This is a genomic window from Pseudogemmobacter faecipullorum (genome assembly GCF_020539525.1).
In the GTDB taxonomy this organism is placed as follows: Bacteria; Pseudomonadota; Alphaproteobacteria; order Rhodobacterales; family Rhodobacteraceae; genus Pseudogemmobacter; species Pseudogemmobacter faecipullorum.
Window position 1 is genome coordinate 121,036 of record NZ_JACDXX010000005.1, and the last position, 23,212, is coordinate 144,247.

The window sequence follows — 23,212 nt, forward strand, 5'->3', positions numbered from 1 at the left end:
TGATGCAAGCCTGGGATCCGACAAAGCCGCTGCTGGAGATTGAGAACCTCTCAATCTCTTTCTTCACCCGGATGGGAGAGATCCCGGCGGTGATGGATTTCTCCTGCAAGGTGATGGCGGGTGAGGCGATGGGGCTGGTCGGGGAATCCGGCTGCGGCAAATCCACTGTGGCGCTCGGGCTGATGCGCGATCTCGGTGCCAATGGTAAGATCACCGGCGGGCGCATCCTGTTTAAGGGCCAGGATCTGGTCACCCTGCCCGCGCGCGCGCTGCAAAAGCTCCGCGGCTCGGAAATCGCGATGATCTATCAGGAGCCGATGGCCTCGCTGAACCCGGCGATGAAAATCGGCGCGCAGCTGGCCGAAGTGCCGATGATCCACCAGGGAGTGTCAAAACGCGCCGCCCTGGCCCGCGCCCGGCAGATGGTTGAGGATGTGCGCCTGCCCGATCCCGAGCGTATCCTGAATGCCTTTCCGCATCAGCTCTCGGGCGGGCAGCAGCAGCGCATTGTCATTGCCATGGCTTTGATGGCCGAGCCGGCGCTGCTGATCCTCGATGAGCCGACCACGGCGCTGGATGTGACGGTTGAGGCCGGGATCATGGATCTGCTGCAGGATCTGGCGCGCAGATCCGGCACCACCATGCTGTTCATCAGCCATAATCTGGGCCTGGTGCTGCGCGCCTGCAACCGGATCTGCGTGATGTATTCCGGCGAAGCGGTCGAGACCGGCAATATTGCCGAATTGTTCCGCGCCATGCGCCACCCCTATACCGAGGCTTTGTTCCGCGCCATTCCCCTACCCGGCACCGACCGCAATACGAGGCCCCTGCTGGCGATCCCCGGCAATTTCCCCTTGCCACATGAGCGCCCGCCCGGCTGCAATTTCGGCCCGCGCTGCGCGTATTTTCAGAAAGGCCGCTGCGATGCGCAGGAGATAGCGATGCAGCGCCTGCCGGGCGATGACGATCCGCATCTGACGCGTTGCCTGCGCTGGGCGGAGATTGACTGGGATGCCCCTGCCGAAGCGCTGCCCAGCCGTGAGAAGCGCCCGCCCGGAGCCCTGGTGCTGCAGGCCGAGGATCTGCGCAAATATTACCAGAGCAGCAGCGGCGCTTTTGGCGGTGGCAGCTCGCGCATCGTCAAAGCCAATGAAAGCCTCAGTTTCGAGGCGCGGGCGGGTGAGACCCTGGCGATTGTCGGTGAATCCGGCTGCGGCAAATCCACCCTCGCCAAAATTTTACTGGGGCTGGAAACCGCCAGCGCCGGGCGGATGCGCCTGTTCGGCGAGGATCTCGGCGATGTGCCGATCCGCGCCCGTGACCGGGCCAGCATCGCCCGGGTGCAGATGGTGTTTCAGAACCCCTTTGACACGCTCAACCCCTCGATGACCGTGGGGCGCCAGATCATCCGCGCGCTCGAGGTTTTCGGCATCGGCCAGGATGATCGCGCGCGCGAGGCACGGATGCTGGAACTGCTCGATCTGGTGAAACTGCCACGCGCCTTTGCCAGCCGCCGCCCGCGCCAGCTCTCGGGCGGGCAGAAGCAGCGCGTCGGCATTGCCCGGGCCTTTGCCGGCGGGGCGAAGCTGGTGGTGGCGGATGAGCCGGTCTCGGCGCTCGATGTCTCGGTCCAGGCGGCGGTGACCGAACTGCTCAGCGATATTCAGGATCAGAACGGCACCACGCTTCTGTTCATCAGCCATGACCTGTCGATCGTGCGCTATCTCTCGGACCGGGTGCTGGTGATGTATCTCGGCCATGTGGTCGAGATGGGCACGACCGATCAGGTCTTTGCCCCGCCCTATCACCCCTATACCGAGGCCTTGCTCTCGGCCGTGCCGGTGGCCGATCCCGATGTGATCCAGGAGCGGATCGTGCTGAAGGGCGAGATCCCCTCGGCCCTGAACCCACCGAGGGGCTGCCCCTTCCAGACCCGCTGTCACCGGAAATCAGAAGTGCCGGGCAATCTTTGTGAAACGAGCCTGCCCAGGATGCAGAGCCCTGCCCCGGGCCATCAGCTGAAATGCCATCTGAGCGCAGAGACCCTGGCCGGGATGCGCCCGGTGATCAGGCTGAATGGCGGGTGATAAGCCCTATTCCAGCCTGGCCGGAAAGCCCTCGGCGCGCAGATCGGTGCCAAGCAGATCCTCGAGCAGTTTCACGATCTGCGTCGATTGCGCCTGGCCGCCATAGGCGGCACGGCCGCGCAAAAAGGTCTGACTGACCAGCGAGGCCAGATCCAGCGGCACGCCGAACTCGCGGCCAAAGCCCAGCGCAAAGCCCAGATCCTTCAGCGCCAGATCCATTGAAAACCCCACATCATAGCTGCCGTTCAGCACCAGCTGCCCCTCGGTCTCATGCACGAAAGACGAGCCGGAGGAGGCAGCAATCGCCGCCCAGGCGGTTTTCAGATCCAGCCCGCCGCGTTTGGCCAGCATCAGCGCCTCGCCATCCGCCACCAGATGGATGAAGGCCAGCATATTGGTGATCACCTTGATCACCGCTGCCGAGCCGAGACCGCCCATGTAAAAAATCTGCCCGCCCATCGCCTCCAAAGCCGGGAAATGCAGATCGTAAAGATCCTGATCCCCGGCGGCGAGCACGGTGATCTCGCCCCGCGCCGCCAGATGCACCCCGCCGGTGACCGGGGCCTCAAACATGCGGATCCCGGCGCTGCGCGCGAGGCCCGCAAGGCGCAGAACATCCTCACGCCCGAGGGTCGAGTTCTCAATCCAGCTCGCCCCGGCGGGCAGATGTTCCAGAAGGCCCGCCAGAACCGCTTCCGATGCGGCGGGTGATGGCAGGCAGGTGAAGATGTGATCCACCTGGCCCGCCAGCTCTTCCAGCGAGGCGGCCACCACCGCCCCATGTTCCGCGAGGGGGCGGGTCAGCTCCGGTTTCTGATCATAGACCGTAAGGTCAAATCCGGCGCGGAGCAGCGACAAAGCCAGATTGCCGCCCAGATTACCCAGACCGATATAGCCATAGCGCATCACCCGCCCCCCCGTTTCAGTTCCCGGCAGATCAGGCGCCCCAGCCGACCACACCCTTGATTTCGCAGAAATCATGGATGCCCCAGTCGGCATATTCGCGGCCATTGCCGGATTGCTTATAGCCCCCGAAGGGCGCGAAAGTGTCCCAGTCCGGATAGTTCAGGTTCACCGTCCCGGCACGCAGACGCCGCGCCAGCACCCGCGCCTCGTCGCGGTCCCCGGCAATATAGGCGGCGAGGCCATAGGGCGTGTCATTGGCCATGCGCACCGCATCATCGAGGCTGTCATAGGGCAGGATCGACAAGACCGGGCCAAAGATCTCTTCGCGCGAAATGGTCATCTCATTGGTGACCTCGCCAAAGATCGTCGGCTGCACATACCAGCCGCGATTGACGCCCTGCGGACGCCCGGTGCCGCCGGTGATCAGCTTTGCCCCCTCATCGATCCCGGCCTGGATCAGACGCTGCACCTTGTCATATTGTGCTTTCGAGATCAGCGGCCCCATGGTGGTGGCACTGTCGCTCGAGGGCCCGATCACCACCTCAGCCGCCGCCTCTTTCGCCGCAGCATAGGCAGCCTCGGCCTTGTCGCGCGGCACGAACATCCGGGTCGGCGCGTCGCAGCTCTGCCCGGTATTGCCAAAGCAGCCCGCAACGCCTGCCTTGACCGCCTCATGAATATCAGCCGAAGCCAGGATGATATTCGGGCTCTTGCCGCCCAGCTCCTGGGCGACGCGTTTCACCGTCGGCGCGGCGGCAGCGGCAATCGCCGTCCCCGCCCGGGTCGAGCCGGTGAAGGAGACCATATCCACCTCGGGATGCGAGGACATGCGCGCGCCCACCACCGGGCCTGCGCCATTGACCAGGTTGAACACCCCGGGCGGCACCCCCGCCTCATGGCAGATCTCGGCGAATAAAAGCCCCGAAAGCGGCGCGATTTCCGAGGGTTTCAGCACCATGGTGCAGCCCGCGATCAGCGCCGGAGCCACTTTGCAGGCGATCTGGTTCATCGGCCAGTTCCAGGGGGTGATCAGAGCGCAGACGCCGATCCCCTCCATCACGATCCGGGTCTCGCCGCGCATATATTCCCAGGTCATTTCTTCGGCGGCTTTGATGGTGCTTTCAATATGCACCTGACCGGCCCAGGCCTGAGCGCCGCGCGCCCATTCAATCGGCGCGCCCATTTCGGTCGACATCGCCTGGGCGAAATCCTCATAGCGGCTGTTATAGACCTCAAGCAGCTTCTTCACGAGGGCGATACGCTCCGCCACCGGCACCACGGTCCAGGCGTCAAAGGCGGCGCGGGCGGCGAGAATGGCGCGGTCGGCATCGGCCTCGCTGCCCAGCGCCAGCTGGCCGACAATCTCTTCCGTGGCCGGGTTTTCAACACCGATGGTTTCGCCGCCCGGTAGCGGATCGACCCAGGCGCCGTTGATATAGAACTGGCCCAGATGTTGCGAGATTGCCATGTTTCTCTCCTGTCAGAAGCTGCGGGCCAGGCCTGCTGCCTGGTCCCTTTTCGCCCGCCAGAGTGGCGCGGATCGGCCCGCTCTGGCAAGCGCCGTGATCGGTTTTGGCCCTAGCGGAAATACATATTAAACCGCGCCCGCACCGCCGCATCGATCTGCGGATCAATCACGCAGCCCGCTTTGGCAAGGATGGCATTCTTGCGCTCCATCGCCTTATCGAGCAGCTGCGGCTTTCCGGCCTCCATCCATTCTTTCGGCGACATGCGATTGCCGACTTTGGGATAGACATATTCGGTCTGCATCAGCTTAAGCGTCTGATCCGAGCCGAGATAATGGCCTGGTCCGCCCAGGCAGACCTCTTTCATCGCCTCAATCGAGGTGCTGTCGGGCGTGACATCAATGCCGCGCACCAGCCGCATCACCTGGCCCAGAATATCATCGCCCAGCACCAGGCTCTCAAGGCAGAAGCCCAGCAGCGAGGCATGCATCCCCACCGATTCGTAGCACATATTCAGCCCCGAGAGACCGGCGAGGGCATTGGTGATGCCATTCTCCCAGCCCGCCTGCATATCGGGCAGTTTGGCGTCGGAAATCCCCGAGGCCGCGCCGCCTGGCAGATCATAGAAACGGTGCATCTGGGCGCAGCCCGCCGTGAGCAGCGCCTGCTCGGCCGAGCCGCCCGACATTGCCCCGGTGCGCAGATCCGAGACGAAGGGCCAGGTGCCGAAAATCGCCGGCGCGCCGGGGCGGATGGCATTGACATAGACCACGCCGGCCAGGCATTCGGCCACCGCCTGAACAATCGCCAGCGCAATCGGCGCCGGCGCCGTGGCCCCGGCCTGGCCGGCCGAAAGCAGCAGCATCGGCATGCCGCGCCGGATGCATTCCTCCATCACCCGGCAGCTTTCCTCGGCGAATTTCATCGGCGGCACGACGAAGCAATTCGAATTCGAGACGAAGGGTCTTGCCCGCCAGGCCGCCTCGCCGCCCGCCACCATATGCAGGATCTCAAAAGCATCATCGACATGGTCGAGATCAAAAATCGAGGTGCCGACATGCTTTGTGGTCCCGGCGAGGCAGGCATAAAGCGTGTTCAGATCCATCTCTTTATTGTCGATGACATCACGGCAGACCATGGTGCGCTGATAGAAATGGATATTGTCGAGATTATCGACGAGGCGCGCCGCATCATAAAGATCCTGGGCGGTTGAATCGCGATAGTTCAGCGTCACCGGATCGACCACATGCACCGCCGCGCCCGCCGTGCCGAAATGCACATTACTGCCGGAAAGATGCAGATCATGTTTCGGATCGCGGCCATGGAGCGTGATATTGCGCCCGGCCACCGCCAGCATATCCTCGACCAGCGCGCGCGGGAAACGGATACGGCCATCATCGCCCGGGATCGCCCCGGCCCCGGTCAGTATCTCCACCCCGCTGGCCGGTGCATTGGACAGGCCGATCACCTCCAGCGCCTCGAGCGCCGCGTGGTGGATCTGCTCCATCGCGCTATCGCTCAGCGGCCGGTACTGACCGCCCTTCATCCCGGGGCGGACCGGGCGCAGATCCTCAGCCAGCGGCGCGGCCCGCGCGGCGACCCGCGCCGCCCTGCCGCCAGCCCGGCCCGCATTGCGGCGCGCGCCCTCTGCCAGTCCGATATCCTCTGCGCCCATTTCCCGTCTCCCTGTCCGTTCAATGGGGCCAGAGGCCCCGGTTCAGCTGATTTTTCGATAAATCTGTCCGGTTTTCTGTTTCTTCTGTTCTCCGGGGCTTTTCATCTGTCTGAAAATATCCCCCGCAGGTCCGGGGGGCAGGCTGCCCCCCGGTCTGTCATCCTCAGCCGCGCACCCGCGCCGATTTCGGATCATACATCGGCTCAAGGCTGGCATGGGCTTTGAAGCGCTGCCCGGCCACCTCGATCTCATAGGACGAGGCCAGCATTTCCGCCTCGCTCTCGCCTTTGCAGGGCACATAGCCGAGGCCGATCGCCCCGCCGAGCGCATGACCATAATTGGCCGAGGTTACCGGACCAACGATCCTGCCGTCGCGGACAATAGCCTCATTATGGAACAGCGAGACCGCAGGATCCTCGAGGCGGAACTGTACCAGGCGGCGCTCCAGCCCCTGATCCTCGCGCGCCAGCACCGCATCGCGGCCGAGGAAATCGGGCTTTTTGCGCGATACGGTAAAGCCGAGCCCGGCCTCCAGCACATGATCCTCATCGGTGATGTCATGACCCCAGTGACGATAGGCCTTCTCGATGCGGCAGCTGTCCATGGCATGGATGCCGCAAAGCTTCAGCCCATGCGCTTCTCCGGCCTCGGCAAGCACCTCAAAGACATGTGCGGTCTGGTCACTCGGGATGTAAAGCTCCCAGCCAAGCTCGCCGACATAGGTCACGCGATGCGCCCGGCCGAGGCCGAGGCCGATCTCGATTTCCTTCGCCCGGCCAAAGGGATGGCTCTCATTGCTGAAATCATTGGGCGAGACCGATGCAAGCAGGTCACGCGATTTCGGCCCCATCAGGCAGAGCACAGATTCCCCGGCGCTGACATCAGTCACCACCGCGAATTCCTCGCCCAGATTGCCGCGCAGCCAGGCCAGGCAGCGCTGCAGCAGCGCGCCGGGCACCACCAGCAGATAGGCGGTTTCCGACAGGCGGGTGACGGTCAGATCGGCCTCGATCCCGCCCTTGCGGTTGAGGAACATCGTATAGACGATGCGCCCCTCGGCCACATCCATCTGCGCCGAGCAGACCCGGTTCAGGAAGGCCATGGCATCACGCCCCTCGACCCGGATTTTGCCAAAGGAGGTCATATCGATCAGGCCCACGCTTTCGCGCAGAGCCATATGTTCGGCCTTTTGATTGTCAAACCAGTTCGCCCGGCTCCAGGAATAGCGGTATTCGCGCTCCTGGCCCTCATTGGCGAACCAGTTGGCGCGCTCCCAGCCAGCGATCTCGCCAAAGACCGCGCCTTTCGCCTTCAGATGCTCATGCAGCACGCTGCGCCGCACGCCCCGCGCGGTTTCCACCTGACGATAGGGATAATGGTCGGCATAGAGCAGGCCCAGCGTCTCGGTCACCCGCTCGCGCAGATAGCGGCGGTTCTTCTGGAACGGCTGGGCGCGACGGATATCGACATCCCAGAGATCAAAGGGCGCGTCGCCGGTGGTGATCCATTCGGCCAGAGCCATGCCCGCGCCGCCCGAAGAGACGATGCCCACCGAATTATAGCCCGCCGCAACCCAGTAGCCGCCCAGTTCAGGCGCCGGGCCGAGGTAATAGCGATCATCGGGGGTAAAGCTTTCCGGACCGTTAAAGAACGTATGGATCCCGGCGGTCTGGAACATCGGCATGCGGTTGGCCGCATCCTCGAGGATCGGGGCGAAATGATCCCAGTCTTCCGGCAGGGTGTCGAATTCGAAATCCTCGCGGATGCCGTTCATCCCCCAGGGCTTGGCCTTGGGCTCAAACGCGCCGACCATCATCTTACCGGCATCGGTTTTGTAATAGGCGCATTCATCGGGCACGCGCAGCACCGGCATATCGGTCAGCCCGGCCACCGGCTCGGTCACCAGATAGAAATGCTCGCAGGCATGCAGCGGCAGGGTCACCCCCGATTGTGCCGCCAGATCGCGGCCCCACATGCCACCGCAGTTGATCACCACATCAGCGGCGATATGACCCGGGCCATCCGGGCCGATATAATCGACGCCCGAGACCTGGCGTTTGCCGCCCGGGGCCGGGGTTTCGGTCACCGCCGTGACCTTAATCCCTTCGATCACCTTCGCGCCGCGCATCCGCGCTCCTTTGGCAAGCGCCATAGCGATATTGGCCGGATCGCATTGACCATCGCCCGGCAGATGCACGCCACCGATCACGCCATCGACATTAAGATGCGGATACATCGCTTTGATTTCAGATGGGGAAATCTCATTGACATCCACACCGAAAATCCGCGCCACCGTGGCCTGGCGCAGGATTTCCTGCATCCGGTCGGCGGTCAGCGCCACGGTCATCGAGCCCACCTGTTTCAGCCCGGTCGAGACCTCGGTCTCGGCCTCGAGGCTGCGGTAGAGATCGGCCGAATATTTCGCCAGTCGGGTCATATTCTGATTGGCGCGCAGCTGACCGATCAGCCCGGCCGCATGCCAGGTGGTGCCCGAGGTCAGCTTTCTGCGCTCGAGCAGAACGATATCGGTCCAGCCCGCTTTGGCGAGGTGATAGGCCACCGAGCAGCCGGAAACCCCGCCACCGATAACAACTGCACGGGCCGTTTTTGGTACATCAACCAAGATGTTACCCCTTATACTTCAGTCAGATGAAAGTCATTGGCACCGGCAGAAAGCCCCCGGTGCCCGGATATCAGGCGCGGATGCGCAGGTTTTTCGGATCCCAGAGCGGCTCATCCGCCTGGACCTCGGCGCGGCGGCGCTCGCCGAAGATCTCGACCTCCAGCGCCTGGCCCGGCACATTCAGATCCGATCGCAACATGCACAGACCAATGCATTTTCCGACACGATGTCCAAAATAGCCCGAGGTCACTTCCCCGACCACCTCATCGCCGTTCCAGATCGTCGCCATATAGGGTGGATCAAAGGCCCCGGCCTCGATCACCAGGGTGGCAAAGCGGCGGTTCACCCCTTCGGCCTTCAGTGCCTCAAGCCGTGCCTTGCCGCGGAATTCGGGTTTGGCCCAGTCGACAAATCTCTCAAGACCACCCTGCAGGATGTTGTAATCAGTGGAAAGATCGCCTTTCCAGGCCCGGTAGCCCTTTTCGATCCGCAAAGAATTCAGCGCAAACATTCCAAAGGGTTTCAGCCCCAGCGGTGCGCCCGCGGCAAGGACGGCATCCCAGACCGCGAGGGTATCCGCGGTCTTCGTATGCAGCTCCCAGCCCAGTTCGCCGGCGAAGGAGACCCGGGCGAACCAGACCTCGCGCCCGGCGATTGTGCCGGACTGATGGGTAAGCCAGCCCTTCGAGAGATCGGCCTCTGCCCCGGCGGCCTGCAGAACCTCCCGCGCCTTCGGCCCGGTCAGGATCTGGCAGGACCAGAGATCCGTCACCTCCTGCAGCGTGATCCCGGCCTCAAGATGTTTTTCCAGCCAGGCGCGGTCATGCGACTGGGCGGTGGCGGCGGTGATCAGCAGGAATTCCTCCTCGCCGAACCGCGCCACCGACATTTCGGTCACGATCCGGCCCTTGTCATCGGCGAAATAGGCCAGACCCAGACGGCCGGTGGCGGGCAGTTTGCCGGTGATCTGGCGCGACAGCCAGTCCGCCGTGCCCGGGCCCGACAGCCAGTAGCGCGAGAAGCCCGGCAGATCGAGGATGCCGCAGGCATCGCGCACCGCCTCGCATTCTGCCTTTACCGCGGCAAACCAGGGGCCTTCGCGCCGCCAGCTGCGCTGTGATGCCTCGGCAATGTCATCGCCCGGGCGCGCATACCAGAGCGGGCGCTCCCAGCCATTGAAGGGGCCGAACTGCGCGCTCAGCGCTTTGGTGCGCTCATGCACCGGCGAGAGCTTTTTATCGCGCCCCTCGCTCCAGGCGTGATGCGGGAAATGCATTGCATATTCATTGCCATAGACTTCCTTGCCCTTGGCGATGCAGTAATCGTGATCCTCAAATCCGGTGAAACGGCGCGGGTCGCAGGACCACATATCCCATTCGGTCGCGCCCTCGGTCACCCATTCGGCCAGCACCTTACCGGCCCCGCCGCCCTGGCAGATGCCAAAGGTAAAGACGCAGGCCTCAAAGGCATTGGGCACGCCCGGCATCGGCCCGATCAGCGGATTGCCATCGGGCGTATAGGGGATCGGCCCGTTGATCACCTTCTGCAGCCCGGCTTTCTCGAGCAGCGGCACCCGCGCCATAGCATCGGCAATATGCCATTCCAGCCGCTCGAGCGCATCCGGGTAAAGCTGGAAGCTGAAATCCTCGGGCATCGGGTCATCGGGCGTGGCCCAATGCGCCTGGCAGGGGTTTTCATAGGGGCCAAGGTTAAAGCCCATCTTCTCCTGGCGCAGGTAATAGCTGCTGTCGACATCGCGCAAAAGCGGCAGCTTATGGCCGCTCTCAGCGCTCCAGGCCTCGAGCTCGGGGATGGCGTCAAACAGCAGATACTGATGGCTCATCACCATCATCGGCACACGGCGGTTGAACAGCTTGCCGACCTCGGCCGCATAGTAACCGGCGGCATTGACGACATATTCCGCACGGACCTCGCCCTTTGGCGTCGACAGGATCCATTCCTTGCCGGTCCAGCGCGCCGCCGTGACCGGGCAGAAGCGCTCGATCCGCGCCCCCATCTGGCGGGCGCCCGTCGCCAGGGCCTGGGTCAGCTGCGCCGGATCGATATCGCCGTCATTCGGGTCATAAAGCGCGCCGGTCAGATCATGGGTTTCGAGGAAAGGATAACGGCCTCTGATCTCATCCGGCCCCAGCACCTCCATATCCATGCCCTGATAGCGGCCCATCCCGGCGACTTTCTGGAACTCGAGCAGCCGCTCCTGCGAATGGCCGATCCGCAGTGAGCCGGTGACATGGTAATTCATCGGATAGCCGACCTCTTCGCCGAGGCCGCGATAGAGCTGCGCCGAATAGCGCTGCATATTCATCAGTGACCAGGAGGCCGAGAAGGTCGGAACATTGCCCGCAGCATGCCAGGTCGAGCCTGCCGTCAGCTCATTTTTCTCGAGCAGGATCACATCTTTCCAGCCGGCTTTGGCCAGATGATACAGGGCCGAGACCCCGACCACGCCGCCGCCGATGATCGCAACCCTTGCGCTGGCAAATTCCGTCATAATTCTCTCCCTGATTGCTGATACTATCGGCCAGGCCAGAGAGGCTTTCAATTCGGCCGGCCCCTGGCTATTGATCGGGAATGCCGATCAGGGATTTCCCTTTCGGCACAAAGATTCTGCCGGGCCGGGGCCAGGCCGGCCGCTGGATTTGACCGATATGCAAACTGAACTGATCGAAACCTTTCTGGATCTTGCCGAGACCCGCAGTTTTCACCGCTCGGCCGAGCGGCTGGGGGTCACGCAATCCACCATCTCAGCGCGGCTGCAGGCGCTGGAGACGGCGATCGGCGCGCGGCTGTTTGACCGCTCGCGCTCAGGCACCACGCTGACCACCGAGGGCAAGCGCTTTGAGCCCCATGCCCGCAGCCTGCGCCATGAATGGAATGAGGCGCGGCGGCGCATTCAGATCCCGGCCGGGGCCGGACATCTGCTGCGCCTTGGCATTCAGAATGATCTCTCGGCGGTCTATCTGGGCGAACAGGTGGCCGAGATCCGCCGTCAGTTCCCCGATATCGCGCTGTATATCGAGCCCGATTATTCCAATCAGATGTGTCTTGATCTGCTGACCGGCGTGCTCGATTTCGCGGTGATGTTCTCGCCCAAACCGCATCCGGATCTGCATTTTGAAAGCGTGGGTGATGCGGTCTACCGGATGATTTCAACCGGACCGGATCAGCTGGAGCAGATCCGGCCTGAGCGCTTTATCTTCTCGCATTTCTCGCCGGCCTTTGAGGAGATGCACCGCCAGCTGACGCCGCAGCTGGCCATCTCACCGATTTCGGTCGGGCAGAGCGGCTCGGTCACCTCGCTGCTGCTGTCGATGGGCGGGGCGGGCTATGTGCTGGAGGTCACCGCCCAGGAGCTGATCCAGGCCGGGCGGGTGCGCGCGGTCAGCGATGCGCCGGTGCTGCGCCAGCCGGTCTTTGCCGCCATGCATATCCGCCACCGCATCACGCCTCTGCACCGCAAGCTCAGCCGGATCGTCAGCCGCCAGCTGGCCGGCAGGGCCGAGGGCCAGGCCGGCTGATCACGCCCCTGCCCCCCGGACCTGCCCCGGCCGTTACAGCACCGGGCGGCGGATCGGATTGGTCCAGGCCCGGCGCCCGGCGGCATCGATCACCACCGCGCGCAGCCAGGGCGTCTCGCCCTGCCATTTCAGCGGCACTGCGGTGCGGGTCATGGCATGGCCATAAACCTGGTTCGAGCTGGAGCCGAAGCCAAGCGCAATCACCCGCTCGACCGCCGAGCTTTCCACCACCAGCTGCTCGCCATCAAAATAGAAATCACGGATTTCCGGCCCCTGGCTGGAATAGAAGTCACCGCGTTTCAGCGCCGCCAGCAGCGCCTCGGGCGTGTTCTCTCGCGCGCGCACCATGACCCAGCCGCCGAAATGATCGGGGTCAAACAGATGCGCATCATCCGTGGCGATCAGCGAGACATCGCGCCCCTCAGAGATCAGCAGATCCGCAATCGCCGCACCATCACCGCGATCTGCGCCGACAGCGGAGGAATGGTTATAAATTTCAACGGCATGGGCGGCAGTGATCGAACGTGCATCCTGCAGGCTCATGCCCGACCACTGCGGATGGGCAATGGCGACAAAGGCCCCGGCCTCGGCCGCCAGACGGGCGATTTCGGGGCCTGACATCTGCTCTGCATCGGCGCGGAAACCCGCGGCACCGATCCGGGGAAAATCCAGGGGCAGGCCAACGGCGAGGATATGCCAGAGCTCGCCATTCTCCATCGCGCCCGAATGCAGCTCGGCCCCGATAAGCGTGGTGAAATCCGCGCTGCGCCAGGCGCGGCTGTCGATCAGCGGATAGTCGTAATGGCCGACGTAATGATCAGTAATCGCAAGAAAATCATAGCCCTGGGCGCGGTAGCGGCGGCAGACCTCATCGGGCTCCAACGCGCCATCCGAGCGGTTGGAATGGGTATGCAGATTGCCGCGCCAGAAACGGCCGGGCGCTGAAAAAGCAGATTGGCGGATCATTCCCACTCCCTCGGGCAAAAGACCCGGTCCGGCGACCGGGCCATAAAGACACGAGGGTAACTATGGCCCATGTCAGCCAGGTGACAAAGCCCGGGCTGCGACATGCGGTGTCGGATTTACCACAGGGCTTTACCACCCGGCGCGCGATGAGCCTGGCCGCAGCGTGCCGGTGGCGGCAATGGCGCGCAACAGATCCAGCGCGCCCTCTGCCGGGGCCCCGGCATCATCCCCCTCCGCACCATCAGAGGCCTGCCCCGCCGCGCCGGGCGCGGGCCGCGGTGCCAGATCGGCGCGGTCTAGATAGGAGACAGCAAGATCGCGGAAGATGAAATCAAGCACCGCCCCGGCCCCGGCTGCATCCGAGCCGCCCGGCCCGCCCTGCCCGGCCGGACGCACGAAGGCATCGACGAATTCCTCAAGCGGCACGCCATATTGCAGCCCGGTTGAGACCGCGATGGCGAAATGGCTCATCATGGCGCGCAAAGCATCGCCTTCAGCCCCCATGGTGATGAAAAGCTCACCCGGGCGGCCATCTTCATATTCACCGCTGCGCAGCCAGACTTTATGGCCGCCGATCCGGGCCTTGCGGGTATAGCCCTTGCGCCGCGACGGCAGGCTTTCGCGCGCCGAACGGCCCGGTGGCGGGGCGAGAGTACTCAGCCGCCCGGCCAGCACCCGCGCCCGTTCGGGCAGGGATACCACCCGGTCACTGTCCTGGGGATCCAGCCCGGCAAGCAGGTCGCGCGCCAGCGGATGCGAGAGTTTCGAGCCCTCGCGGTAGAAGCTGATCCCCTTCAGCCCCAGATCATGCGCCAGAGCGACGGCGGCGAGCAAAGCCGCGATGGTGATCTGATGCGGCAGGGTGATGATCCGGCCGATCCCGCCCGACAGGAAGGGCTGGGCCGCCGCCATCATGCGCAGCTGGCTCTCGATACTCAAAGCCGGGCGGCCGCTGGCGCCGCAGCTCATGGCGCAGTCAAACACTTGCAGATCGCTGTCGCGCAGCCCTGGTGCCCCGGCGATGGTCAGATGGCCGCAGATATGGGCGCTGGCGGCGGCGATCTCGGGGCCAGAGAAGCCAAGATGGGCCAGGAGGTCAAATCCCGGATCCTGCAGCGCTGCGGAGGGCATAGCGAGATGGTCAAGGCAGAAGGCCTCGCCCAGCACCCAGGGGGTGAAAATGAAGCGCAGATCATAGCAGCCCGGCAAAGCCGCCTCGAGCCGGGCCAGCTCATCAGGGCCAAAGCCGAGCCGGCACAGGCTGGCGTGATTGATGTAAGGCGCTTCGCGCAGGGTCTGGCTGCCAAGCGCATAGGCACGGATCGCGGCAATCTCATCGCCGGAATAGCCAAGCGCCCCAAGCCCGGCGCTGACCGAAGGGTTCAGGCCGCGCAAGGCGCCGCCGCCGCCCCGGGCGTAATATTTCACCTGGGCAGAATCGGGCTCGATGCCGGTGGTTTCGCAATCCATCAGCAGGCTGATCGCGCCCGAGGGGCCGATCGCGCTGACCTGGGCATTGCGAAAACCATGCGCCGCCCCTGCCGCCACCACCTGGTCCCAGAGGCTGCGCGCCAGGGCGGCAAGGCCGGGATCGGGGCAATCGGCCGCAGAAAGCACCGGCGGCTGCGGCTGGGAGCCATCGCCCGCCAGGCCATACGCGGCGGCGCGGTGGCGAGCGATCACCGCCAGCATGGAAGCGCGATTGGCGTCAAAGCCACGGAAAGCACCCAGTTTTGCCGCCAGTTCCGCCGAGGTCAGATAGGCCTGGCCGGTCAGAACCGCCGTCAGCGCTGCACAGAAAGAGCGCCCCTGCGCGGAATCGTAGGCCAGCCCCATGCGCATCAGCAGCGCGCCGAGATTGGTAAAGCCAAGGCCGAGCGGACGGAAATCAGCGATCTGCGCCGCGCTTTCCGGCGAGGGCGCCGCCGAAAGCGTGGTCGAGATTTCCAGCACCAGGGTCCAGAGCCGCACTGCATGGGCAAAGCCTGGCGCATCAAACTGACCGGCGCGCAGGAAAGCGGCAAGGTTCAGCCCGGCCTGCAAAGCCCCGGTCTCGGCAAGAAAGAGATGGTCCCCCATCGGCGTCGCCGCGCCAATCGCCCCGCTTTCGGGGCAGGTATGCCAGGCATCGATCTGGCCCTGGAAGAGCAGGCTCTGATCGCCGCAGGACCATACGGCCTCGCCGATCTCCTGCCAGCGCTCAGCCGCCGCGCCGCCTTTGGCCCGGGCCGCGAGAAAGGCCGGATCAAGGCGCAGCGCCAGGCTGACATCGCGCCCCGCCACCTGATCCCAAAGCTCGGAATCCCAATCCTGCTCCCAGCCGGGGAAGCTGAGGCTGGTAAAGCCCTGGGCGGCATAATCCAGCGCCCGGGCAATATAGGCCTCGGGGATATAGGCGCGTTCAGCGGCGCGCAAAGCCGCCTGCAAAGCCGGGTTGCGGGCCGGATCCGCGGCCGCAACTGCCCCGGCAGCACCGCCTTCCTCTGCCTCGCCCGCACCCGTCGCGGCCCCCGTCGTCGTCGCCGTCGCCACTGCGGCAAGGATCGCATTCAGCCCCGCCTCGATCGCCTTTGAGCCAGCAATCAGGCTGGCCGCTTTCTGCTCTTCGCGCAGCTTCCAGCCGATCAGGGCCCCGGCCCAGTCATGGCTGATGGCGCAGGCCAGCTGCATCGCCCGGCGCGGCCGGTCGGTGCCGCGCGGCAGCACCGCCCCGACCCGGCGCAGCACTGCCATCGGATCTTTATGCGCGGAAATATCAACGCCGCTCGCCAGGGCTGTGGCCTGGCTCAGCCCCTCCGGCGCGGCGCTGCTGCGGATCATCGCCTGATAGAGCATGGGCTGGCCCGGAGCCGCCGGGCGGCTTTCGCCGCTGCAGGGACCAGCGGCAAAGCCCGCCGCCTCGCCCGCGCCGATCCCATAGGCCCACCACAGCCCGGTGGCCGCCCATTGCGGCGCGGCAGGCGCGGCCATCTGGCGCGCCAGCATATAGCGGATCTCATCCTGGAAGATGCGCGCCTCGGCCGCATCAGCGAAAAGTCCCAGATGCCAGCCCTGCCAGCTCCAGGCCCCGGCGAGGCGGTCAAACACCTGGGCGGCGGTGCTTTCACAGGTATAGCGCGCCGCTGCGGGCAATTGCGCCAGCGCCGCCTCATCCGCGACCGAGCGCCAGAGGAAGTCGGGCACGCCCGGTTCAGGCACCGGCTTCAGTGCCACCGGCACCGCATTGCGGCAGAAGAAGCGCTGCGCCAGCATATCGGCGGCAGACTGGCTCCAGCTGTCGGGCACCTCGACCGAGTCGCTCTCAAAACTGCAAAGGCCCGAAGGCGCATAATGGGCGATACGGCGGGTCACGAAACTGATGCCGGCCAGCGGCATTGCGGTCCCTTCGGTGAACATACGATCCAGCTTCACGGCCTGTGCCCTCACACCACGCGGGTCGCGGCCCTGCCGGCCAGTCTTTTCCCGCAAAATCTGCCCCCCGGGAAACGCGCCCGGGTCCCCCTTCTGAAGGCGCGGGGCAAAAGGTTTCAACCGGATTTCCACATCCCGCCTGTCGATTTTTTCCCTGCTTTTGCTGATAAAAACCGCCATTTCGCCACATCCGGGCGGCCCGGGCTGTGGGGAAGCCTGTGGATGAATTGGGGGGCTTTTTCGCCCCGCCCGGCAAGGAGCCCCTCCTCACCCAGACTGGGGCTGCGCGTCCCGGTAAAAGCAGCATTTCCCGCAATGCGCCGGATTTTATGCCCCGCTGTGGACAAAATCCCGGCGCGGCGCGGCAGAGACCGCCTCGGCACTGTTGCCAAATTATCTCAAATATCGGCGGATTTCCGCCTGGAAACCTCGCTTTCCCCTGCGCCAGGAAAGGGCTATGTCCGGGATAAAACCCGAACAGGCATAAAATCATGACCGCGCCCGCCCAGAATGAGAATCGCAAAGCTGCGATAATGATGATCGGCGCGATGGGCGCTTTTGCTTTTGAGGATCTGTTCCTGAAACAGGCGGCAGGCACGATGCCGCCCGGCCAGGTGCTGGTGATGAACGGGCTGATCGGCGGCTTTACCTTCGTCGCCCTTGCCTTCCGCAACCGCGAGCCGGTGTTCTCACTGCGCGCCCTGCGCGGCATAGCGCTGGTGCGCAACCTCGCCGAGGCCGTTGCCGCCTATACCTATCTCTATGCGCTGGCCGTGGTGCCGCTGGCCCTGGTGGCGGCGCTGTTGCAGGCCACGCCGCTGGTGGTGACGGCGGGCGCGGCTTTGTTTCTGGGCGAAACCGTGGGCTGGCGGCGCTGGAGCGCGATCATTGCCGGTTTCATCGGCGTGCTGATCATTCTCGACCCCTGGAGCTCTGGCTTCAGCCTGACCAGCATCGCCTTGCTGTTCTCGGTCGCCGCCCTCGCCCTGCGCGATCTGGTCACCCGCCGCCTGCCCGCTGATCTCGGCACGATGTCGGTCTCGGCCTGGGGCGTGCTGGCCAGCGTGCCCGCCGGTTTCGCGCTGATGTGGACCCATGGCACCTCTTTTGCCTGGCTCGATGGCGCGAGCTGGACACTGCTGCTCTCGGCGGTCTGTTTCGGGGTGATCGGCTATTATATGGTGATCGAGGCGATGCGGATCGGTGAGGTCTCAGCCGTCGCCCCCTTCCGCTATTCGCGCCTCGTCTTTGCGGTGATCCTGGCGATGATTTTCCTCGGCGAAAGCCTGACGCTGAATGTGATCATCGGCTCGGCCGTGGTCATCCTTTCGGGGGTTTACATGTTCGCCCGGGCAAGAATTCGCAAAGCAAGGCTTCCCGAGGAAGCTTTACCCCGCTAAACCCTTGGTCGGGCAAGGCCCAGCCCGAGGCAGTTCCTTTCAGGTCAACATCCGGAGCCCCCGATGAGCACGATCATTGACATTCACGCCCGCGAGATTCTCGACAGCCGCGGCAATCCCACCGTTGAGGTGGATGTGGTGCTGGAAAGCGGCGCCATGGGCCGCGCAGCCGTTCCCTCGGGCGCCTCGACCGGCGCGCATGAGGCGGTTGAGCGTCGCGATGGCGATAAATCCCGTTACCTCGGCAAAGGCGTGCTCGAAGCCGTCGCGGCCGTGAACGGCGAGCTGGCCGAAGAGCTGGTCGGCTATGATGCCACCGAGCAGACCGGCATCGACCGCACCATGATCGAGATGGACGGCACACCGAACAAATCGCGCCTTGGCGCCAATGCCATCCTCGGCGTCTCGCTGGCCGTGGCCAAAGCCGCCGCCGAATTCTCGAACCAGCCGCTCTACCGCTATGTCGGCGGCACCTCGGCGCGCATCCTGCCGGTGCCGATGATGAATATCATCAATGGCGGCGAGCATGCCGATAACCCGATCGACATCCAGGAATTCATGATCATGCCGGTCGGCGCGGAGAATATCCGTGACGCGATCCGCATGGGTTCGGAAGTGTTCCACACCCTGAAAAAAGAACTCTCGGCGGCGGGCTTCAATACCTCGATCGGCGATGAGGGCGGTTTCGCGCCGAATATCTCCTCGAGCCGCGCAGCACTCGACTTCATCCTGAAGGCCATTGAGAAAGCCGGTTACAAGCCGGGTGACGATATGTTCCTCGCCCTCGACTGCGCCTCGACCGAATATTTCAAAGGCGGCAAATATGAGATGAAGGGCGAAGGCCTCTCGCTCTCTTCGGAAGAAAATGCCGATTACCTGGCCAAACTGGTCGCCGATTACCCGATCATCTCGATCGAGGACGGTATGGCCGAGGATGACTGGGCCGGCTGGAAGACCCTGACCGAGAAGCTGGGCGATAAAGTGCAGCTGGTCGGCGACGATCTGTTCGTCACCAACCCGGCCCGTCTGGCCGATGGCATCAAAGCCGGCGTCGCCAATTCGATGCTGGTGAAAGTGAACCAGATCGGCACCCTGACCGAGACGCTGCAGGCGGTGGATATGGCGCATCGCGCCCGCTACACCAATGTGATGTCGCATCGTTCGGGCGAGACCGAAGACAGCACCATTGCCGATCTCGCAGTGGCCACCAACTGCGGCCAGATCAAGACCGGCTCGCTGTCGCGCTCGGACCGTCTGGCGAAATATAACCAGCTGATCCGCATTGAGGAGATGCTGGGCGCGACCGCCGAATATGCCGGCCGCTCGATCCTGAAATAAGTGACAAAGCGGCGGCCCCAGGGTCGCCGCTCTTCTTTCCAGAGGTTACATCCGATGTCCTATCCCGACCGCCCCGAGGCCGCCTGGGTCAATTATATGACCCTGCTGGCCGATGCGCCGGCCATGCTGACGGTCGACAGCTCCTGGATTGAGGCGCTCGGGCATGGCAATGCCGAAACCATGCTCTGCGTCGAGGTGACGATGAAGCAGCAAGGCGAGGCCGAGATCGTCTCACGCGATGAGCTGCCGGCTTTGCAGGAGCTGGCCGAAAGCCTCGAGGGCGAGCTGCAGCCCGATTATGCCCATCTCGTCGCGCGCAGCTATGGCGACGGCAGAATGGTGCTCTACCTCTATACCACCGATCCTGATGCGGTGATGAAAGACCTTGAGCCGGTGATTGACGAGACCGATTACGAGGTCACGAAAGCGGAATTCCAGGACCCGGACTGGGAGTTCTATCAGGAGACGCTGTTTCCCGATGATATCGTCTGGCAGAATATCAGCAATGAACAGATCCTCGCCCAGCTTGAAGAGCATGAGGATCGTGGCGACCAGCCGCGGCTGATCACCCATGCCGCCGATTTCCCCGACCGTGATCTGGCCGGAGAATATGCCCGCCAGCTGGGCGAGCTGGGCCATGAGATCACCGAATTTACCGACAGCGGCTCGGAGGATTTCCCCTGCCGTGTGTTGTCCGGACGCGAGGATGAGCCGCGCGGCATCAATGATATCACCACGCCGCTGATCCTGATCGCCCGCGATTGCGGCGGCGCCTATGCCGGATGGACCACCGCCGTGGTGGTCTCGGATCCCGAAGAGGATGAGGAAGACGAGGAAGAGGCGTGGTAATCCTCCCCGTTTTAACGGGTTGCAGAAGCAGACTTCAGGCAGTCATCTGTAGTTTCCGGGCGGGTGTGATGCCGCCGATACCCATGTTTGGGCGCTCATTGTTGTAAGTCCATAGCCAGTCGGTTGCGATCCGCTGCGCCTCCTCGATGGTTTCAAAGATGTAGCGGTCCAGCCATTCATGCCGGACCGTTCTGTTGTATCGTTCGACATAAGCGTTCTGCTGGGACTTTCCGGGCCGGATATTGTTCAGGGCGATGCCCTGCTTTTCGGCCCGGATCATCAGCGTAGAGCTGATGTATTCAGGACCATTATCCACTCGTATCGCCCGAGGTTTACCGCGCCACTCGATGATCCGGTTCAGCGCCCGGACGACCCGCTCGGCCGGGCGCGAGAAGTCGACCTCGATGCGAAGCCTTCGCGGCTGAAGTCGTCCGGCACGTTTAGCAGCCGGAACTGGCGGCCATCGGTCACTCGAACCGGTGGCGTTCGCGTGGCCCGACATCCATGCCACCATATTTCGAGCGCCACTGGTAGAAGCTCGCTGTGCTGATCCCATGCTGCCGGCAAAGCTCAGGCACGCCAATACCGCTTTCGGCCTGACGAAGCACAGCCATGATCCGCAGTTCCGTGAAACGGCTCTTTCTCATTCGAATCTCCTCAGCTCACGGCTCACGGCTCACGGCTCACGGCTCACGGCTCACGAGAAAATCCTACTTATGCAGCACCTTAACCATGGGGAGGATTACCGCACTTCATTCGCTCGAATCCACTCCGAGAGGGATTCCTGAATGTATCGCACCGGCTTTCCCGGAACGAAGGGAACTTCTCGCAGGTAACGCAGGCTTGCCAGCCTTGTCCGACTAATCTTCAGGAAGCGCGCGGGGCAGGATCGTATTCATGTGGAGGAAAGGGGGATGGTCGCCCGTGGCGAGAAACGGGTTTGTTTCACGCTTTCGTAATGGTGACGATGCGCCTTTAAGGCCGCTCTTTTTCAGGACATCAAAATGGTTTTGGCCGCCCTACGCAAAGGCAGGGCAGCCAAAACCATTCGGGTGTGAGCACATGCCAACCGCTCAGAGGTGGCCGAGCACTTTGGGCTGCCAGAAGATGTAATGAAATAGGTAGCTCAGGAAGGAGCGCCGCAGATGGCCCCGCTGTCGACTGCCTCAGGTTTTGAACGACAGACCAGGCGACAGATGGGCTATCGAAGCAGTGCGGGCTGTATCTGCCAGCCCCGCCGTCCGTATCTGCCTGTATCTACCTGTATCTACCTTCGCGCTTTGTTCGCTATAAGTTTCGACCAAAAGCATTCTCGGGCCAAAACCGGCCCGAGAATTTTCTTAATGATTTCAATATCACCCCACCCGGTAATTCGGGCTCTCGCGGGTGATCTGCACGTCATGCACATGGCTTTCCTTCAGGCCCGCGCCGGTGATGCGGACGAACTGGCAGTTCTGCCGCATCTCGGCCACGGTGGCATTGCCGGTATAGCCCATCGCGGCGCGCAGACCGCCGACCATCTGATGCAGCACGGTGGCGACCGGGCCCTTATAGGCCACCTGACCCTCAATGCCTTCGGGCACCAGCTTGTCCGAGCTGGCTTCCTTCTGGAAATAGCGGTCCGCCGAGCCGCGGGCCATCGCACCGATCGAGCCCATGCCGCGGTAGCTCTTATACGAGCGGCCGTTCCACAGGATCACCTCGCCGGGGGATTCGTCGGTCCCGGCAATGGCCGAGCCGACCATGGCGCAGCTGGCGCCGCCCGCGATGGCCTTGGCGAAATCGCCCGAGAATTTGATGCCGCCATCAGCGATCACCGGGATATCACCGGCCGCGCGGGCCGAATCCATGATCGCGGTCAGCTGCGGCACGCCCACACCGGCGACGATGCGCGTGGTGCAGATCGAGCCGGGGCCGATACCGACCTTGACCGCATCCGCCCCGGCGCCGATCAGCGCGCGGGTGGCCTCAGCCGTGGCAACGTTACCGGCCACGATCTGGATATCCGAGGAATATTTCTTGATCCGCTCGACCGCGAGGGCAACGCCTTCGGAATGGCCATGTGCGGTATCGATCACCACCATATCGACGCCGGCATCGATCAGCGCCTGGCTGCGCTCAAACCCGGCATCGCCGACGGTCGAAGCTGCCGCCACACGCAGACGGCCAAGCGCGTCTTTGCAGGCCTGGGGGTTGAGCACCGATTGCTTGGTATCGCGCAGGGTCAGCAGGCCGGTCAGCTTACCATTGCCGTCGGTGACCAGCAGCTTCTCGACCCGGCGCGCCTTCATCAGGCTGATCGCCTGATCACGATCGGCAGGCTCCTGCAGAATGGCGAGATTTTCGCTCGTCATCATCACCGAAACCGGGGTTTTCGCATCGCTGGCAAAGCGCATATCGCGGTTGGTCAAAATGCCCAGCACCCGGCCATCGGCATCAACCACCGGGAAACCAGTGACATTATAGCGCTCGGTCAGCTCATTGGCATCGGCCAGGGTCTGATCGGGGCGCAGGGTGATCGGATTGTAAACCACACCCGATTCAAAGCGCTTGACGCGGCGTACCGCCTCGGCCTGCTGATCCACCGTCATATTGCGGTGTAGCACGCCAATGCCACCGGACTGCGCCATGGCAATCGCCATCCGCCCCTCGGTGACGGTGTCCATTGCGCTGGAGAGCAGCGGAATGTTCATCCGGATCGTTTTGGTCACAAAAGTGGAGGTATCCGCCCCGCCCGGAAGAACCGAACTGGCAGCAGGTACAAGCAGAACATCGTCGAAGGTGAGCGCCTCGCGAATCTCCATAGGAATCTCCTCAGGGATCGTCGTTTGGCGGTTCCCTGTTTCACCCATTGGCTCCGGGCGCAAGGGGCATCTTCGGGAATAATGAAAGGCCTCGCGCATTTTTCGCTTTTCGCCCCGCGACAAAGCGTCCCCCCTTGTCAGGGCGGCA

The 23,212-nt window shown here is 63.6% G+C and carries 13 protein-coding genes and 1 pseudogene; 5 read left to right on the forward strand and 9 right to left on the reverse strand.

Annotated elements, in window-relative coordinates; genetic code table 11:
- Positions 1-2 precede the first annotated feature (2 nt).
- The gene (locus H0485_RS07185) at positions 3-2,087 is read left to right on the forward strand and encodes a dipeptide ABC transporter ATP-binding protein (RefSeq protein WP_226934687.1); all 2,085 of its coding nucleotides are present in this window, start codon (positions 3-5) and stop codon (positions 2,085-2,087) included.
- A 6-nt stretch (positions 2,088-2,093) separates the two neighbouring features.
- Here the strand turns inward: H0485_RS07185 and H0485_RS07190 are convergent, their stop codons facing one another.
- The 5 genes from H0485_RS07190 to H0485_RS07210 all read right to left on the reverse strand — a co-directional run bounded on the left by H0485_RS07190 (position 2,094) and on the right by H0485_RS07210 (position 11,269).
- The gene (locus tag H0485_RS07190; protein WP_226934688.1) at positions 2,094-2,993 is read right to left on the reverse strand and encodes an NAD(P)-dependent oxidoreductase; all 900 of its coding nucleotides are present in this window, start codon (positions 2,991-2,993) and stop codon (positions 2,094-2,096) included.
- Positions 2,994-3,024: 31 nt separating this feature from the next.
- Entirely contained in the window at positions 3,025-4,461 is a 1,437-nt protein-coding gene (locus tag H0485_RS07195; RefSeq protein ID WP_226934689.1) for an aldehyde dehydrogenase family protein, read from the reverse strand.
- Positions 4,462-4,571: 110 nt separating this feature from the next.
- Positions 4,572-6,134 carry a trimethylamine methyltransferase family protein gene (locus H0485_RS07200; RefSeq protein WP_226934690.1) on the reverse strand — a complete coding sequence of 521 codons (1,563 nt, stop codon included), beginning with the start codon at positions 6,132-6,134 and terminating at the stop codon, positions 4,572-4,574.
- A 163-nt stretch (positions 6,135-6,297) separates the two neighbouring features.
- Positions 6,298-8,757: a GcvT family protein gene (locus H0485_RS07205; protein ID WP_226934691.1), complete on the reverse strand. Its 2,460-nt coding sequence runs from the start codon at positions 8,755-8,757 to the stop codon at positions 6,298-6,300.
- Between the two features lie 70 nt (positions 8,758-8,827).
- Entirely contained in the window at positions 8,828-11,269 is a 2,442-nt protein-coding gene (locus H0485_RS07210) for a GcvT family protein (RefSeq protein WP_226934692.1), read from the reverse strand.
- A gap of 157 nt (positions 11,270-11,426) precedes the next feature.
- Here H0485_RS07210 and H0485_RS07215 point away from each other — a divergent pair, with 157 nt between their 5' ends.
- Positions 11,427-12,296, forward strand: coding sequence for a LysR family transcriptional regulator (locus H0485_RS07215; protein ID WP_226934693.1), 870 nt, complete (start codon positions 11,427-11,429; stop codon positions 12,294-12,296).
- A gap of 33 nt (positions 12,297-12,329) precedes the next feature.
- Here the strand turns inward: H0485_RS07215 and H0485_RS07220 are convergent, their stop codons facing one another.
- Both H0485_RS07220 and H0485_RS07225 read right to left on the reverse strand, forming a co-directional pair.
- The gene (locus H0485_RS07220) at positions 12,330-13,262 is read right to left on the reverse strand and encodes a PHP domain-containing protein (protein ID WP_255613406.1); all 933 of its coding nucleotides are present in this window, start codon (positions 13,260-13,262) and stop codon (positions 12,330-12,332) included.
- A gap of 129 nt (positions 13,263-13,391) precedes the next feature.
- Entirely contained in the window at positions 13,392-16,673 is a 3,282-nt protein-coding gene (locus tag H0485_RS07225; RefSeq protein WP_226934694.1) for a ribonucleotide reductase barrel domain-containing protein, read from the reverse strand.
- A 491-nt stretch (positions 16,674-17,164) separates the two neighbouring features.
- On the opposite strand from H0485_RS07225, the gene H0485_RS07230 reads away from it, so the two are divergent.
- From H0485_RS07230 to H0485_RS07240, 3 genes are all read left to right on the forward strand, one after another.
- Complete coding sequence (locus H0485_RS07230) at positions 17,165-18,073, forward strand: DMT family transporter (RefSeq protein ID WP_226934695.1); 909 nt, start codon at positions 17,165-17,167, stop codon at positions 18,071-18,073.
- 63 nt (positions 18,074-18,136) lie between these two features.
- Positions 18,137-19,411 carry a phosphopyruvate hydratase gene (eno, locus tag H0485_RS07235; RefSeq protein WP_226934696.1) on the forward strand — a complete coding sequence of 425 codons (1,275 nt, stop codon included), beginning with the start codon at positions 18,137-18,139 and terminating at the stop codon, positions 19,409-19,411.
- 54 nt (positions 19,412-19,465) lie between these two features.
- Positions 19,466-20,260 carry a DUF695 domain-containing protein gene (locus H0485_RS07240; protein ID WP_226934697.1) on the forward strand — a complete coding sequence of 265 codons (795 nt, stop codon included), beginning with the start codon at positions 19,466-19,468 and terminating at the stop codon, positions 20,258-20,260.
- A 34-nt stretch (positions 20,261-20,294) separates the two neighbouring features.
- Here H0485_RS07240 and H0485_RS07245 read toward each other — a convergent pair.
- Together H0485_RS07245 and guaB are read right to left on the reverse strand one after the other, a co-directional pair.
- A pseudogene (locus tag H0485_RS07245) lies at positions 20,295-20,907 on the reverse strand (integrase core domain-containing protein).
- A 708-nt stretch (positions 20,908-21,615) separates the two neighbouring features.
- Positions 21,616-23,064 carry an IMP dehydrogenase gene (gene guaB, locus H0485_RS07250; protein ID WP_226934698.1) on the reverse strand — a complete coding sequence of 483 codons (1,449 nt, stop codon included), beginning with the start codon at positions 23,062-23,064 and terminating at the stop codon, positions 21,616-21,618.
- Positions 23,065-23,212 lie beyond the last annotated feature (148 nt).